General features: G+C 33.5%; 17 protein-coding genes and 1 pseudogene. 15 read left to right on the forward strand and 3 right to left on the reverse strand.

Annotated elements, in window-relative coordinates; genetic code table 11:
• The first annotated feature begins 18 nt into the window (after positions 1-18).
• The 4 genes from ctaD to V5E38_RS04645 all read left to right on the forward strand — a co-directional run bounded on the left by ctaD (position 19) and on the right by V5E38_RS04645 (position 3,257).
• Positions 19-1,875 carry a cytochrome c oxidase subunit I gene (ctaD, locus tag V5E38_RS04630; RefSeq protein WP_387361372.1) on the forward strand — a complete coding sequence of 619 codons (1,857 nt, stop codon included), beginning with the start codon at positions 19-21 and terminating at the stop codon, positions 1,873-1,875.
• Positions 1,875-2,498 carry a cytochrome (ubi)quinol oxidase subunit III gene (locus V5E38_RS04635; RefSeq protein WP_088013072.1) on the forward strand — a complete coding sequence of 208 codons (624 nt, stop codon included), beginning with the start codon at positions 1,875-1,877 and terminating at the stop codon, positions 2,496-2,498. Before ctaD ends, V5E38_RS04635 begins: the two co-directional genes overlap by 1 nt.
• Before the next feature lie 4 nt (positions 2,499-2,502).
• On the forward strand, positions 2,503-2,841 hold the full coding sequence (gene ctaF / locus V5E38_RS04640) for a cytochrome c oxidase subunit IVB (RefSeq protein WP_088013071.1): 339 nt from the start codon (positions 2,503-2,505) through the stop codon (positions 2,839-2,841).
• Between the two features lie 257 nt (positions 2,842-3,098).
• Entirely contained in the window at positions 3,099-3,257 is a 159-nt protein-coding gene (locus V5E38_RS04645) for a hypothetical protein (protein ID WP_499212375.1), read from the forward strand.
• Positions 3,258-3,462: 205 nt separating this feature from the next.
• On the opposite strand, the gene V5E38_RS04650 is transcribed toward V5E38_RS04645, so the two are convergent.
• On the reverse strand, positions 3,463-3,984 hold the full coding sequence (locus V5E38_RS04650; RefSeq protein WP_499212376.1) for a hypothetical protein: 522 nt from the start codon (positions 3,982-3,984) through the stop codon (positions 3,463-3,465).
• Between the two features lie 248 nt (positions 3,985-4,232).
• Between V5E38_RS04650 and V5E38_RS04655 the strand changes: the two genes are divergently transcribed.
• Positions 4,233-4,406: a hypothetical protein gene (locus V5E38_RS04655; RefSeq protein ID WP_499212377.1), complete on the forward strand. Its 174-nt coding sequence runs from the start codon at positions 4,233-4,235 to the stop codon at positions 4,404-4,406.
• 304 nt (positions 4,407-4,710) lie between these two features.
• Here V5E38_RS04655 and V5E38_RS04660 read toward each other — a convergent pair whose 3' ends face one another.
• Entirely contained in the window at positions 4,711-5,655 is a 945-nt protein-coding gene (locus V5E38_RS04660; RefSeq protein ID WP_499212378.1) for an EamA family transporter, read from the reverse strand.
• A 126-nt stretch (positions 5,656-5,781) separates the two neighbouring features.
• Here V5E38_RS04660 and V5E38_RS04665 point away from each other — a divergent pair, with 126 nt between their 5' ends.
• The 7 genes and pseudogenes from V5E38_RS04665 to V5E38_RS04695 all read left to right on the forward strand — a co-directional run bounded on the left by V5E38_RS04665 (position 5,782) and on the right by V5E38_RS04695 (position 14,187).
• The gene (locus V5E38_RS04665) at positions 5,782-6,675 is read left to right on the forward strand and encodes an AraC family transcriptional regulator (protein ID WP_499212379.1); all 894 of its coding nucleotides are present in this window, start codon (positions 5,782-5,784) and stop codon (positions 6,673-6,675) included.
• A gap of 181 nt (positions 6,676-6,856) precedes the next feature.
• The gene (locus V5E38_RS04670) at positions 6,857-8,548 is read left to right on the forward strand and encodes a sigma-54 interaction domain-containing protein (RefSeq protein WP_499212380.1); all 1,692 of its coding nucleotides are present in this window, start codon (positions 6,857-6,859) and stop codon (positions 8,546-8,548) included.
• 325 nt (positions 8,549-8,873) lie between these two features.
• Positions 8,874-9,979: pseudogene (locus V5E38_RS04675) on the forward strand (M24 family metallopeptidase).
• Complete coding sequence (locus V5E38_RS04680; protein ID WP_499212381.1) at positions 9,976-11,037, forward strand: M24 family metallopeptidase; 1,062 nt, start codon at positions 9,976-9,978, stop codon at positions 11,035-11,037. Before V5E38_RS04675 ends, V5E38_RS04680 begins: the two are co-directional and overlap by 4 nt.
• Positions 11,038-11,108: 71 nt before the next feature.
• Positions 11,109-12,173, forward strand: coding sequence for an ethanolamine utilization protein EutH (gene eutH / locus V5E38_RS04685; RefSeq protein ID WP_499212382.1), 1,065 nt, complete (start codon positions 11,109-11,111; stop codon positions 12,171-12,173).
• Positions 12,174-12,811: 638 nt separating this feature from the next.
• Entirely contained in the window at positions 12,812-13,711 is a 900-nt protein-coding gene (gene ctaG / locus V5E38_RS04690; RefSeq protein ID WP_499212383.1) for a cytochrome c oxidase assembly protein, read from the forward strand.
• Positions 13,712-13,722: 11 nt separating this feature from the next.
• On the forward strand, positions 13,723-14,187 hold the full coding sequence (locus V5E38_RS04695; RefSeq protein ID WP_097975651.1) for a DUF420 domain-containing protein: 465 nt from the start codon (positions 13,723-13,725) through the stop codon (positions 14,185-14,187).
• Between the two features lie 61 nt (positions 14,188-14,248).
• Here V5E38_RS04695 and V5E38_RS04700 read toward each other — a convergent pair whose 3' ends face one another.
• The gene (locus V5E38_RS04700) at positions 14,249-14,620 is read right to left on the reverse strand and encodes a YugN family protein (protein WP_069035575.1); all 372 of its coding nucleotides are present in this window, start codon (positions 14,618-14,620) and stop codon (positions 14,249-14,251) included.
• 176 nt (positions 14,621-14,796) lie between these two features.
• Here V5E38_RS04700 and V5E38_RS04705 point away from each other — a divergent pair, with 176 nt between their 5' ends.
• The 3 genes from V5E38_RS04705 to V5E38_RS04715 all read left to right on the forward strand — a co-directional run bounded on the left by V5E38_RS04705 (position 14,797) and on the right by V5E38_RS04715 (position 16,662).
• Positions 14,797-15,840: a CAP domain-containing protein gene (locus tag V5E38_RS04705; RefSeq protein WP_499212384.1), complete on the forward strand. Its 1,044-nt coding sequence runs from the start codon at positions 14,797-14,799 to the stop codon at positions 15,838-15,840.
• Between the two features lie 115 nt (positions 15,841-15,955).
• Positions 15,956-16,369: a spore coat protein YlbD gene (gene ylbD, locus V5E38_RS04710; RefSeq protein WP_499212385.1), complete on the forward strand. Its 414-nt coding sequence runs from the start codon at positions 15,956-15,958 to the stop codon at positions 16,367-16,369.
• A gap of 11 nt (positions 16,370-16,380) precedes the next feature.
• Positions 16,381-16,662, forward strand: a complete 282-nt coding sequence (locus V5E38_RS04715) for a YlbE-like family protein (protein ID WP_097975645.1) — start codon at positions 16,381-16,383, stop codon at positions 16,660-16,662.
• Positions 16,663-16,669 lie beyond the last annotated feature (7 nt).

Raw genomic sequence — 16,669 nt, forward strand, 5'->3', positions numbered from 1 at the left:
AGCAAAGGGGGTAATACTGTGAGTTCTGTAGCGAAAAAGAAACCACTATTGTGGGACTACTTAACGACAGTCGACCATAAGAAAATTGCCATCCTGTATTTAATTGCAGGCGGATTCTTTTTCTTAGTTGGTGGGATGGAAGCGTTATTTATTCGTATACAATTAATTAAGCCAGACAACACTTTTTTAGTTGGTGATGCTTATAACCAAGTATTAACAATGCATGGTACAACAATGATTTTCTTAGCGGCGATGCCGATGATCTTTGCATTTTTTAACGCGGTAGTACCATTACAAATTGGTGCTCGTGACGTAGCTTTCCCGTTTTTAAATTCTTTAGGTTTCTGGTTATTCTTCGTTGGTGGAGTTTTCTTAAACCTAAGTTGGTTCCTAGGTGGAGCGCCTGACGCAGGTTGGACTTCATATGCGACACTAGCTCTACACAGTAAATCACATGGTGTAGACTTCTACTTATTAGGTCTACAAATTTCAGGTATTGGTACATTAGCAGGTGGTATTAACTTCCTAGCAACGATTATTAACATGCGTGCTCCGGGGTTAACATACATGCGTATGCCACTATTTACTTGGACAGTATTTGTAACATCAGCACTTATTTTATTTGCATTCCCGGCATTAACAATCGGGTTAGCGTTATTAATGTTTGACCGCCTATTTGGAACTGCATTCTTTGATGCATCTTTAGGTGGAAACTCAATGATCTTTGAACATTTATTCTGGATTTTCGGACATCCAGAGGTATACATTCTTATATTACCGGCATTTGGTATCTTCTCAGATATCATTCCAGCTTTCTCTAAGAAACGTTTATTTGGATACTCTTCAATGGTATTCGCAACAGTTTTAATTGGGTTCCTAGGATTCATGGTATGGGCTCACCACATGTTTACAGACGGTCTTGGTGCAGTAGCAAATGCAATTTTCGCTGTTGCAACAATGGCAATTGCAGTCCCTACAGGGGTTAAAATCTTTAACTGGCTATTAACAATGTGGGGCGGACAAATTCGTTTTACAACACCAATGCTTTGGTCAGTTGCGTTTATTCCATCATTCGTACTAGGTGGGGTAACTGGTATTATGAACGCTGCAGCTCCTGCTGACTATCAATTCCATGATAGTTATTTCGTAGTAGCTCACTTCCATTACGTAATCGTAGGTGGGGTAGTATTTGGTCTATTTGCCGGTGCACATTACTGGTGGCCAAAAATGTTTGGTAAAATCTTAAATGAAACATTAGGTAAAATTACATTCGTATTATTCTTTATTGGTTTCCATTTAACATTCTTTATCCAACATTTCTTAGGTTTAATGGGTATGCCTCGTCGTTACTTTACATATTTACCTGGACAAGGCTTAGATACTGGAAACATGATCAGTTCAATCGGAGCAATGTTCATGGGTCTAGCTACAATCGTTATGTTAATTAATGTAGTTTATACAGCAATTAAAGGTAAGAAAGCTGCTGGAGATGCATGGGGTGTAGGTCGTACACTTGAGTGGTCAATTCCTTCTCCTGCACCAGAATATAACTTTGCTCAAATTCCATATGTACGTGGATTAGACGCTCTATGGGTAGAAAAAATGGAAGGAGACGGCAAAATGACACCTGCTGAACCACTAGGTGATATTCATATGCCAAACTCATCTATTTTACCATTTGTTATGTCAGTGGGCTTATTTATTGCAGCATTTGGGGCATTGTATAATGACCAACTTAAAAATCACACGGCAGTTGGTGTATTAATTCTTGGCTTAGTTATTACATTCGGTTCAATGTTCTTACGTTCTTGGATTGATGATCATGGATTCCATATCCATAAAGAAGACATAGCTGATGAGGGGGTTGAGGCATAATGGAAATGAATCAAAAATTTACAGCTGAAACGTTTCCTCACAACCCTGAAAAAGCTACAGAAGAAGGTAAAAATAAGTTCTTAGCATTCTGGCTATTTCTTGGTGGAGAAACTGTATTATTCGCATCATTATTTGGTACTTTCTTAGCATTAAGAAACTCTACTGCTGGTGGAGCAAGTGCTGCAGAAATGTTCGAACCAAAATTAGTATTCATTGCTACAATGTTACTTTTAACATCATCTCTTACAAGTGTTTATGCAATGTACCACATGAAAAACTTTGAACACAAAAAGATGATGCTTTGGTTAGGAATTACAGTTTTATTAGGTCTAGGATTTTTATTATTAGAAATTTACGAATTTAGACACTATATGCACGAATATCATTTTACAATTAAAAGTAGTGCATTTGGTTCTTCATTCTATACATTAGTAGGTACTCATGGTGCCCACGTATTTGTTGGTTTACTATGGATCACTACTTTAATGCTTCGAAATGGTGGAAGAGGTTTAAATTTATACAACGCACCGAAGTTTTATGTTGCAAGTTTATACTGGCACTTCATCGATGTAGTATGGATTTTCATCTTTACAGTAGTATACTTAATGGGAATGGTGGGATAAGAAAATGGGTACAAATACAAACTCTCATCAAAGAAATCAAGTTGAAATAAAGTATCACAGACGTAAACATGCAGAAGAAATGAAACAACAATTAATTTCATTTGCATTAATGATCATTTTAACACTTGCATCATTTGCAGCAGTATTATACAGAGATAAAATGGATCCATACTTTACAGTACCATTTATTTTATTACTTGCTGTAGTACAACTAGTGTTCCAACTTTATTACTTCATGCACATGAAAAATAAAGGTCACAGCACACAAGCGTTCTTCCTATATTCAGGACTTACAGTTGCGGTAATTACACTATTAACATTCCTAACATTAATCTGGTTATGATGTAAAAAGGAAGTGAAATTAATTCACTTCCTTTTTTTATATTCGTTTTATGTAGATTTGTGGGACTGAACTGAAGCTTTAGAGTGGCTTAAAAAAAATAATAATCCATCAGCATTTGCGACTAATAGATTCGGTGAAACAATTAATGCTATTAATTTTGTTGAGCAACTTTATGAACTAGGTGCAGGAAAAGTGAGTGTTGTTGGTATTATAGATGAATAAGAATTGAGGAAGAAGGAGGACCTTATGCTGAATCCTTGTTAGTTGAATTACTCGAGGATGACGTAAAACGTAATGATCTTATTAAGTTCTATGAAAAAGAGATGGAAGAACAAGGGATTGGCGAAGGAGAAGGAATTTTAGAGTCGAATGAAAGTAATATAGCTAATGGCATACTTGGTTTTGGGTGGTATTGATACAATGCCACCTTTAGATATCAAATGCAACTAATGCATTGAGTTAGATAGAATAGAAAAAAAAGGCTAATTACGAAAGAGCCTTTTTTGAATTCGAAATCTTATGTAATACCTTGGAAATGTTAGTAAATGTATAATTTTTTTAGTTTTTTTTGTAAATTGCCCTTAGTAACCACAATTGTAGATTCTTAATAGTTTAGAGAACTTATTTAGATTGAGAAAGTACATAATGAAAGTACTTTTGTGGTGTACCATAACGCTTGAGTTCTTGAATTAATTCTTCATCAGCTTGAGTAATAGTTCCTTTTTCTACTCCGTTACAATCTTGGATTGATACAGGTAACAAACTTCCATCTTGGTAATCAAAATTTATAATTTTTCCTATACCTTCTCCTGTAATGCTTAACGTAACTCCTTCATTTACCATAGCATAACCAACTATGTCATACATTTTCTTAAACAATTCCTCTATCTCAGCTAATGTAACTAATTCTTCTTCACCATCATTAAATACGGTATCCTTATCAAATTTTACCCAAATACCAACAGCTTCTTTTTCTGGAGCTCTATTTAGGTCTTCATAATCAATTTTCGTTATCGTCCCGGAATGATAAATAGGCTCTTCCTCATTAATACAATAAATGTCACTTTTTTTAATAATTTCTACACGATCGCCTTCACTTACTGTTAAGTCTCTTTTTGTACCAAACCTATTGTAGTAAATCAATAAAATTTCCTCCTTGTAAATTCTTTAGACTTATAAATTATCCCCTAAATTACTAAAGAAATACTTAATGAGAATACTATATTTTCATTGATCTTCTCTTTGGGATCAAATCAAGGTCCAATTTAACTATGAACATTTTTATTGGTATAAGAATGTTCAGTGGAAGAAAACTATAAAGCCGACATAATTTTAGAATGAGTACTTAATCGGTTATGGTTAATAAGTAAAATGGAAGGGATGATTCAACAATGGATATAGAAATTCCTAAAGATGAAGATATTGAAATGGAAGAAAAAGCCGAGCTTACTGGTAGTATTGATAAAGTAACAGAGCATATAATTTGGGGTGCACAAGGTTTCATGGATATTCCAGATCAAGGCAAGACATACAGGAAAAGATATTTAGGAAACCGATATCAATAAGTCGAGAAATCACAGACCGTGAAAAATTATGTGAAGCTTTCAAAGTTAGACATGGAAAATATAGCCTTTATTTTAAGGTTATTTTTTATTAGGTAAAATTGATTACTCTAGTTATCCCCAGTATTATTTCCGAATCAACTAAGATATTCGAGTATAAATTTTAATACATAAAAAGCGCATGCAATATTAAAGAGGTAATAGTCTTCGGTGAAGATCATGATTAATCTTTAATAAACGCAATGCCTTTAAGCAACAATAATTTAGGAGCTGATTAGTCAGCTCCTATTTCACATTTTACCTCGATTCAACTAACCCTAAGGGGTTCTTTTTTATTAGGAGGGCGGCTAGTTTTTGAGGAAGACTCTCTATTCAAAGCCAATAATAATATCATTCCAATGATACAAGCTGTACCAAGCCATTGGAAAACACCAAAAGGTTCTTTTAACCAAAAGATTGTAGTTAAGACGGCAGCTAGTGGTTCAATACTTCCTAACAGACTTGATTCTTTAGGTGGAAGACTTTGTAAACTTTCTATATAGAACCAAAATGCAATCATTGTACCGAATATGATAATGAACACTAAATATAACATGGCTTCAAGCGTTAAGTTTTTAAAGTCCATTTGCCAAGGGGGATGGATAAAACTTAATACAAAGCCACCGATTATCATAGCCCATCCGACAATGACAAGTGAGTCGTATTGCTTCAGTAATGGTACGGCAAATAAAGTATAAAATGCTAAAGCTACCCCAGATAATACACCCCAAACGATTGCAATTGCTGGCACAGATAATTGCGAGATTGAGCCGTTAGTTAATAAGAAAAAACTACCAATTAATGCTAGAGAAACAGTTAACAAATCTTTTCGTGTTAGAGCGGTTTGTTTACGGATAATTAAATAGAGGATAATCATTACAGGGGCTAAATACTGCAATAGTGTTGCAACAGCAGCGTTTCCATGTTCAATTGAGGCCATATATGTGTATTGAACCGCTAGCATCCCCAATACCCCGAAGATCATTAGTTGAATTGCGATCCTTCCATTTTTCCAAACCCCAAGGATCTGAGAACGATCTTTTTTAATATATTGAATGGCTAAGAGTAATAATCCGGCTAGAAGCAAACGGATCGTAACAAGCCAATCTACATCAATTTGATATTGTTGAAACAGTTTTTTGGCAACAGTACCACCAATCCCCCAAAATACTGCCCCTGTGATAACAAGAAATATTCCCTTTCGTCTATTCATGATTTTAGTCTCCACCTTCAAATATAAAAATAGTGTTATAATAAGTTAAATGATAAGTGAGAAAAGTCTAAATTAATACTCAAATCGAATGGAAAAATGTAAGGATATTGAGGTGGTTATGGGGATATGCAAATTAAAAATTTTATGGTTGACGAAAGTTTAAAAGAATTAACTAAACATCAAACTGTTGTTTTGCCAATTGCATGTTACGAAACAACGATTAAGAAAAACATAAATAGTTATATACCACTTCATTGGCATGAGGAATTTCAGTTTGTTCACGTTGTTAAAGGTGAAGCAATTTTTCAAATAAATGAAGAAAATATTTTTGTTCAAGAAGGGGAAGGGCTTTTTATAAATAGTGGCTGCTTGCATATGGCAAAAGATCGGAACGATTCTGAATGTGCCTATATTTGTTTAAATGTTTCTCCAAGTTTCGTTTTGTCTCAAGAGCTTTATACAACCTTTGTAAAGCCTTATTATCAGGCGACTAATATACCCTTTTTATTCTTAGATCCAAAGGAGCTATGGGCCAATAGCATTTTAAGCTCAATTTTGAAAATCAATGAGATGATCAAACAAAATTCACCATTCTATGAAATCGACGTCAGTTTACATCTCACATTAATTTGGAAGAATTTAATTATGAATGGAATTGAATTAGAGTATGAACAGTCGGTAGTGGTTAAGAGTAACCGAATGAAGCAAATGTTAAATTGGATCCACCTACATTATTCTGAGAAAATACTATTAGAAGACATTGCAAGAGCGGGTCAATTAAGTCGATCTGAATGTTGTCGATATTTTAATCGTATTTTAAAAACAACTCCATTAAACTATGTAACCGATTATCGAATACAAAAAAGTTTAATATTACTACAACAATCTGAGTTGAATGTCACTGATGTTGCCTATCAAGTTGGATTTAATAGCACTAGCTACTTTATTGATAAATTCCGAAAGTTGATGAACTTGACACCATTAGCTTACAAAAAACAAAAAATTCCAGAAATCATATGAAGTAAAACATAAAAGCATCTTTTAGTTGAAAAATATAAGTTGTTTAGCTTTAGTTTTTTTACTAATGTAATTAGCAGGATTGTGTAATATGGAGTGTTAGAATTCACAAGATCATAATCATGAGATGAACTCGACGTAATGATTAAGTAATAAGAAAAAGATACAAATAGGTGGTGGTATTATGATGAAACATCTTCTTCCTAGAATAGAAGATTTGTTGCAAACAAATTTTTCTATACACTCTGATCTGGATATCAATAATGAAGCAGCGTATATATTTAAACAGCATCATAGTGAAGTCTGGGTGTTATCGATAAATGAGTATCTTCATTTTAAGAACAGGAATATAAAAGAGTTTTATTGGAAAAAAGCGGGCGTTTTCAATGAAAAAGCTGTAATTCAAGACGTGATTCAAGCATTACAAGCATCAGATGTTGTAGTCATCACAGATAAAGAAGGAAAAATTAAGGGCTATATCAATTCTGCTGTTTTAGTTTCTAAAGTGTTTGAATCATATCAATATTTAGAGGCCTATTTTCGAACGATGATTGATACAATGGATGGTTCGGTCTCGATTGTAGATGAAGCTGGAAAAACAGTTGTTTGGACTCAAGGTGCTGAAAGGATATTTTCAATTCCTAAAGAAGAAATTATTGGGAATAAAATGGAGGAGTTTTTTCCAAAAGATATGTTATTAAATAAAGTAACAATGGAGACAGGTCAATCCTTTCGTCATAAGCATCATAAACCACGAGAGGATCTCTTTGTCATGATTAATAGCAGTCCAATCTTTATCAATGATCGGATTGTGGGTGCAGTTGCGGCTGAAACCGATATTACGAGTCAAGTGATAATGAATCAAGAACTTATGAATGCTTCCTCCAAAATTCTTCAATTGCAGAAAGAGGTTTCTAGACTGCAATTGTCGCACGATTCTTTTCAACAAATTAAAGGTTCGAGTCAATTGATGAAAGAAACAGTTTCGTTATCGAGGAAAATGTCTGAAACGAGTGCGAATATTTTATTACTTGGTGAAACAGGAGTTGGGAAAGAAGTCTTTGCAAAAGCAATCCATTTTTATCGTGGTTCATCTTCTCCATTTATCGCTGTAAACTGTGGTGCGATTACACCATCATTGTTTGAGAGTGAATTTTTTGGCTATGAAAAAGGAGCATTTTCTGGTGCAGATGTAAAGGGTAAAAAGGGAAAACTAGAGTTGGCGAACGGTGGAACTCTTTTTCTGGATGAAATTGGTGACTTAGCATTGGATATGCAAGTGAAGTTACTTAGAGTTTTGCAAGACAAAACCTATTACCGCGTTGGTGGTACAAAACAGCTAACAGCGGAGTGCCGAATCATTGCTGCTACAAATAAGGATTTAGAAGCAATGGTTGAAGCAAATACTTTTCGAGAAGACCTTTATTATCGTCTTAACATTTTATCTATTACGATTCCCCCATTGAGAGAACGAAAAGAAGACGTAATGGAGCTCCTTCATCAATTTATCTATGAGTTTTCATTACTATATAATCGAACAATTAAAATCGTTGACCCTCAGGTAACTTCCGCCTTATTACAATACGATTGGCCTGGAAATGTGAGAGAGATGAGAAATGTTATTGAGCGATTAGTATTACTGTCTGTAGAAGGAACTATCTCTATAGAAGCTTTACCGCCAAAGTTGCTACAATCTACATTGTTATCGACAGGGTATGATGACTCCTTGCAAGATGATCTAAATGATTTTGAAAAAAATAAAATAATTGAAGCCATTCGAACAGAGAATGGGAACAAGCAAGCAGCCGCAAAAAAACTAGGAATATCTCGAGCTACTTTATACAATAAAATGAAAAAATTAATGATTGAGCTTTAAAAGTAAAAAGCCTTTTCGACTAAATTAGTCCAGACGAGCGTAAGAAACTCCTGGGCTGATTTAGAACCTTGAAATCAAATATCCCCCATTATTTCTCCTCAACCAGTAAGTAGTAACTTTTAAATAAAAACTCTACCTATGGCATTTTCTACGGTTTTGTCAAACCGCTACCGTCTAAACATTTAGACATTATAGGCTAAACAGTGTCTAAAGATATTTACACTATTTCCGAAATTATCCTCTAAATAAAAGATTTTAAAATGGCACAGAACTTGCATTAATACTTCATGTCTAATTTAAACCATCTATTAAAGGGGAAATGATCATGAATTATCGAATGCAAGAATTACAAACATTTTTACAAAAACAAGGTATCCCAGGTGGCTTGGTCACATCACGCCAAAATATTTTTTATTTATCAAATTTTGATTACAATCCGCATGAACGATTTGTAGGTATTTTTGTCTTTCCAAATGACGAACCCATTTTTATTACACCAGCAATGGAAGTTCAAATGATAAAGGAAGCAGGCTGGAAACATCCAATCCTAAGTTACACAGATTCCGATCATCCGTGGGAACTTGTTCGTCAAGTAATTGAAAGCAGAAACAAAATGCAACAATTTGCGATTGAGAAGCATGATATCTCCTATTTTTATATTGAAAGTCTGCAACAGATTTTTGGTGAAGTAGAGTTTGAATCTCTAGATTCGATCCTTACTGAAATGCGACTAGTAAAAGATTCTGATGAAATTGAAATATTACGTGAAGCCGCTGCTTTTGCTGATTATGGGGTCAAGTGGGTATTGAAGCATTAAAAGAAGGAATCACAGAACTTGAAGTATTAGGAAAAATTGAATTTGAATTAAAGAAAAAAGGGATTAAAGAAATGTCATTCTCTCCCATTGTTTTGTTTGGCCAAAATGCAAGTAACCCACATGGAGCTTCAGGTGACAATAAGTTAAAAAAAGGAGATAGTGCGTTATTTGATTTAGGTGTGAAATATAAGGGATATTGCTCTGATATCACAAGAACAGTCATGTATGGTAATCCTAGTAGCGAACTCATTAATATCTACAATACAGTTTTACAGGCTAATCTTGCAGGTGTAGAAGCATCTCAACCTGGAACAAAAATTGGTGATGTTGATCTCTCAGGAAGACGCGTCATTCAAGCAGCTGGCTACGGTGAGTTTTTTCCTCATCGAATTGGTCATGGTCTTGGGATTGAAATTCATGAGGCACCTTCTATAAATGAAATTAATGACGATTTATTGAAATCAGGAATGGTCATTACTATTGAACCTGGCATTTATCTAAATAGCCTCGGTGGTGTCCGTATTGAAGACGATGTTGTCATTACTGATCATGGGTATGAAGTATTAACGAAGTTTCCAAAAGAATTAATGATTGTAGGAGCTGAACGAAATTGAACCGAATCGAAAAAATACAGAAACAGCTTTTAGAGAACAATGTCGACGCAATATTGATTACAAAGAGTGAAAATCGTAGATATACGACAGGTTTTACAGGTTCAGCTGGTATGGTGCTAATTTCAAAAAATGCTGCTACCTTTATCACTGACTTCCGCTACGGGGAACAGGCTCAAAATGAAGTGAAAAACGCTAAGATTATCGTCCATAACGGTAATATTGAAAAAGAAGTTGCAAATGAAATCGACTGTCAAGGTCTTAAAAAGGTCGCTGTTGAGGCAAATGCCATGACATTAAATACATTCTCAAAACTACAAGAGTATGGAAATGTAAAATGGATTCAATTGGAAAATATCGTTGAAAAGGTTAGAGAAATCAAAGAGCCAATAGAATTAGAAATAATGAGAACGGCAGCTAAAATCGCAGATAAGGCGTTTGATTATATTTTGAATATCATTAAACCAGGGATTACGGAATTAGAAATCCGTAATGAACTGGAATTCTATATGCGAAATATTGGTGCAACCTCAACATCTTTTAATACTATAATTGCTTCTGGAAAGAGGGCTGCCCTACCGCATGGAGTGGCTTCCGAAAAAGTGATCGATTATGGTGACATGGTAACCCTTGATTTTGGTGCATTGTACAATGGTTATTGCTCTGATATTACAAGAACAATCGCCGTTGGGAGCTGTTCGGATGAGTTTCGCAACATTTATCACATCGTATTAGAAGCTCTAAAACGTGGAACAGAAGGAATTAAATCAGGTGAAAAAGCGAAAACGATTGACGATTTAACGAGAGACTATATTTCAGAAAAAGGATTCGGAATTCGTTTTGGACATTCAACAGGTCATGGGTTAGGTATGGAGGTTCACGAACCAATCCGGCTTTCTGACAAAAGTGTAGAAATTCTTCAAACTGGAATGGTTGTTACCGTTGAACCAGGAATTTATATCCCAGGATGGGGTGGCTGCCGGATTGAAGATGATATTATAGTGAAAGAGAATGGTTATGAAATCATTACCCATTCTGATAAGCACTTAATTATCTTATAAAAAATATTGAACAGGTCATCTAATGCATTTTAAAAAGATGACCTTTCTTTTGAATGGGAGGAGTATTCGATATGAATGAAATCATCTTATATATCATGACGTGTTTTATGGTTCTAGGGGCAATCGATTATCTGCTTGGTAATCGGTATGGACTCGGACAAAAATTTAAGGAAGCCTTCCAATCCATGGGACCACTTGCTCTTTCAATGGTTGGCATGATCTCGCTATCACCTGTATTAGCAAAATGGTTAACACCGATTGTATCTCCTGTCTACCAGTTTCTTGGAGCAGATCCATCGATGTTTTCATCCACGTTTTTAGCTCTTGACATGGGTGGATACTCGTTAGCAAACGAAATGGCTCAATCGAGTGATGCTGCTTTATTTTCTTGGGTGTTTTTAGGAACAATGATGGGGCCAACAATTGTTTTTACCATTCCGGTTGCTTTAAGCATCGTTCATAAAAATGATCATCCCTTTTTTGCTAAAGGAATTTTAATTGGGCTAATGACTATTCCATTTGGATGTTTAGCGGGAGGATTCGTTGCAGGATTTGGCTTTATATGGATGTTGAAAAATTTAGTTCCTTCTATTCTGATTTCTGGCTTGATTGGTATTGGAATGCTATCGGCTCAATCAGTGATGATTCGTGGTTTTAAATGGTTTGGAAAAGGAATTGAAATTGTTATTATCATTGGTCTTGTTTCGATTATCATTAAAACATTAACAGGTATCTCTATTATTCCAGGTTTGATGCCGCTTTCGGAAGGCTTTGTAACAGTTGGAAAAATAACGATCATACTTGCTGGTGCGTTTCCGTTTGTTTTTGTGCTAGTAAAAGTATTACAAAAGCCTTTTGCATTACTCGGAAATAAGCTAGGTATGAATCAACAAGCATTAGGTGGATTCATCGCTTCCTTCGCCCATCACATTCCAATGTTTGCGACAATGCATGAGATGGATGACCGTGGGAAAGTCATAAATACCGCATTTGCAGTTAGCGGTGCATTTGTTTTTGGCAGTCACTTAGGTTTTGTAGCAGGTGTTGAGAAGAATTTTGTCATTCCACTAATTGTCGGTAAACTGACCGCTGGGTTTTTGGCTGCTGCATTGGCTTTGATAGTGACAAAACGTTGATCAATATGAATTATGAATAATAGAGACGTAGATTGGTATGTTAAAGGCTTGCCACATTTGGAAAAGTATGAACAGAGTGTTGAAATAAAATATGGTCTTAGAGAAAAAGGACATTAAATGAACATTTATAAGTGATGTAATTATCGTATATTTGGATGATTTTTTCATGGTTTTAAATGTGAATATGTTTGAGCAATTTCATGATTCCAATGGTTTTTTCAGAAGTTAAAAAATTATGAGCTAATTTTATTAAGAACAAATTCAATTGATTAGTTTAGTTTTTTTAATGTTCGATATTAATTAACCTACAACAGCGTGAGGATGCTCTAACCTCACAGAAAGTGTGCACCTTAGTTTTTCATTCACTATAAATACCCATCATTTAAAAATGAATAACGTTTTCAAATCGTATTTTAATTTGAATAAACCGTTATTACTGTTATATAATTTAGTAGTATAATAGTTTGGATAATTTCATTAAATATTATATGATAGAAGTAATGTTTAAATTTTTTTTGTCTTTGTGAAGTTTTTGTTTATAAGTTTTAAATCTACACTATATTTACATAGTCCAATATTAATTTAAACATTAGGTAAAAATAATAAGTGTGAATAGAATAATTAAAGGGTGTGCATTCATGATTAGCTTAGGGATGTTCGGGTTTAAAGCACTTTGGAGTCCATATTTATTTGTGTTTTTAGTTTTAGTCATTTTAGGTTATTTTTACATAATTAATAAATTTAAAGATAAAAACAATGTTACTGAGACTAAACAAAAGGTGTATTTCGTAATTGGTATTTTGTTAGTTTACACCGCACAAGGTAGTCCAATCGATTTAATTGGTCATATAATTTTTAGTGCACATATGACTGAAATGGCAGTACTATACTTAGTTGCACCGATCTTTCTTATTAATGGTATTCCAGATTGGTTATGGAGAAACATACTTAAACCAAAATTCGTTAATTCGTTTTTTACTTTTGCTACAAAACCATTGATTGCTTTACTAATTTTTAATGTAGTATTTTCGATTTACCATTATCCATTAGTATTTGATACGGTAAAAACGAATAATGTCTATCATTTCTTATTTACAAATATATTATTTTTCATGGCAGTATTTATGTGGTTTCCTGTTATTAATAACTTACCTGAGAGACAAACACTTTCTGATATCCAAAAGATTGGTTATATGTTTGGAAATGGTATTTTATTAACTCCAGCATGTGCACTTATTATTTTTGCAGGACATCCATTTTACGCGACTTATAATGATCCAGTGTTATGGAGTAAAGCGATGGAACTTTGCGTATCACCAGATTTATTAAAATCACTAAATATTTCAGGTCCAGAAGTATTTAACTTTATGTCAGCAAGGGAAGATCAGCAGGTTGGCGGAGTTATCATGAAAATTATCCAGGAAATAGTTTATGGATCTGTTATTGGTTATAATTTTTTCAAATGGGCTAAAAGAGAACAAAATGGAAATAAAATTGATCCAATCAGTAGTAATCCGTTATTGCTTAAAAAATCTTAGGGGTGGAAATTTTGAATTCGTTACCAATTTTACCAACAATAAGTACAAGTTTTATTGTAATTAGTGCCGTATTAGTTGCAATCGGCTGGTATCTTATTGCAAAAAGAAATATAGAGGGACATAAGAAAGTTATGTTCTTTGCTGGAGTCTTTGCACTCTCGTTTTTCATTGTATACGCAACGAGAACAATCTTTATCGGAAATACTTCTTTTGGGGGACCAAAAAGTTTAAAGCTGTATTATCATATATTTTTATTTTTCCATATATTCTTAGCTACAACTGGCGGAGTATTTGGTCTAGTATCAATTATCTCAGGATATAAAAACAAATTAAAACTACACAAAAAAATTGGACCGATTACTAGCATTATTTGGTTTTTTACTGCAATTACAGGTGTATTCGTTTATTGCTTATTATACGTTTTCTACAAAGGTGGAGACACTACTTCAGTTATTAAAGCTGTTTTAGGATTTTAAGTAAAAAATAAAAGAGTGAGTAAAAGAAGTTGTACTTCTTTTTACTCACTCTTTTTAATAATTATAGAATAATGAACTTGCTTACTAGAGAAATTTGCTCTTCAGCTTTTTTAAGTAATTCTTTACTTTTATCAACGATACTTTCAGGGAAGTTTTCGCCTTCTCCGTACTCTACACCGTGAGGATAATAGTATTTACCTAAAAGTGGAGTAAGTAATTGGATCTTCCCTTTACTTGACTCTACATGTCCTTCTACTGCGAAACCTTGAACGCGTAAGTAGTAGATTTCATTACGTTGTTCAAATTTATAATCGTAAGTTACTCTTTCGTAATCCCATTGACCAGCAAGGACAAAGCCTAATTCTTCCATGATTTCAGTTAATAAATTTACATTTAATACATGGTTTTCTAAATTTGTATTCTCAAATTTCATGTTATTACCCCCTAAATTACTTAGAAAAAATCCCTATTAATATAATATTATCTATGACAATAATTAGCAATGAAAAGCTGATAAATGTATTTTAACTAATTTATATATTTTTTTGAATAATTTGGCTACAATGGATATATAAACATAGAGTTAATAATTGGGAAGGGAAGATCTAAATGGAAAAGCTTATAAAACTTTTCTTTTTTACAATAAGTTTTATAACAGTTTTTATGTTCAGTCCACTTATTAAAGATTGGATTACCAATATTTCATCATTTAAACAATATCAAAAAGTAGAAGAAGTGAATATGCCGATGATCGAAAATGCAAGTACTGAAAAAGTAACATACTCCGTTTCTCAATATATTGGTCAAAGTGAACAAGAAATTTTAAAAACCTTTGGTAAACCGTCAAGAAAAGTTCCTTCTCAATATGACTACGATTGGCTTGTTTATGATAAGGATGCTACAAAGTATACTCAATTTGGTGTACTAAATGGCAAAGTTGTAACGATTTATGTTGCAGGTAATAAAGTTGATATAACCCCATTTGTGATGGGGAGCCACTATGAAGAAACAATGGATAATGTAGCATTACATGATAAAGTCTCTTTTTCGATATTAAGTAATCAATACACATTTAAATTATCGACAACCGATTTACACGAACGTCCACTTGTTTCATTAAATAATTGTTTTGCTCAACTTTATTTTGACCGTTTTACTGGAAGTTTATTAGGTGTTCGCTATTTATCTCCAGAAACTTTAGTTAAGCAAAAACCGTACGAGCTAATTTATAGTGGAAATTTAATAAATGCAAAAAAATTAAATACATTGCAAGAAGCAATTGTTGATCGTGAAGAAGAGAGACAGATATTTAACTTAACGAATGTTTATCGTAAAAGAATGAATTTAAGTACTTTAAATTGGAATGCTAATGCTGCAAAAGTAGCTTTAGGACATAGTAAAGATATGGTTCAAAATAAATATTTTGATCACTATTCTAACTTATTTGGTAGTCTAGCTGATCGTTTAAATGATGCAAATGTTCCGTACAGAATTGCTGGCGAAAATATTTCTGCTAATTATGTAGATGGTATAGCATCTGTATATGGATGGATTAATAGTAAAGGCCATCGTGTAAATATGTATAAAAAAGAATACACCACCCTTGGAGTTGGAGCCTTTAATAAATATTACACCCAAAATTTTATAAAATAATAGCGAAATCAAGCAAAAGCGAAAGTTTGTGCTTGATTTTTTTATTTCCATACAAGCACAAAATTATTCGAAAGACATAATTTTGTAGTAAATGCTTTTAATTGGAGTGATATGAATGGGAAATGAAAATAATCGTCCATCTATCGAACAATTTAGGCAATTCGTTATGGAACACCCAAAACTTCGTGAGGAAGTAAAAACGGGTAAAAAAACATGGCAACAATATTTTGAAGATTGGTATTACAAAGGTCAAGACCATGAAATGTGGGATGAATATAGAAATGACAATAATACAAAGTCTCAAAAGAAAACTGCCAAAACGGAACAATCAGAAGAAGGATATGTTGGAAAAGTCATTTCTTTTGTTAAAAATTTAGATCCAGATCAAATTCAAGGCCATTTAACAAATGTAAACTCTACTTTAACGAATATTCAACAGCTTATATCACAATTTAAATCTCCAGCTGCTTCAACTAATCAAAGAGAAGAAAAGCCAGCATCACAACAATTTAATTTTAGACAGGATTGAGGAGATCTAAATTGAGAAAAGATGTATTAGAATTTCTTCAGAGTGAGGAAGATTATTTGAAGTTTTTAAGACAACAACCAAAATGGTATCGTAAACTTTCTAGAAATCCTGAGCTTACTGATGAGTTTAGACTGGCTTCCCTTGAGTTTTTTGGTAAAACTATTCCACAACGAGTTGATAAATTGTCAAATCAAGTTCAAATGGCATCGTTTATGATTGACATGTTCCATGTATTAAAGGATCAACAAAGTACTAGTAGTGAATCCTCTGATACTGAATCAAAAGAAGACTAAAAAAGGA

The organism is Rossellomorea sp. GAMAL-10_SWC (genome assembly GCF_049568075.1).
Lineage (GTDB): Bacteria > Bacillota > Bacilli > Bacillales > Bacillaceae_G > Gottfriedia.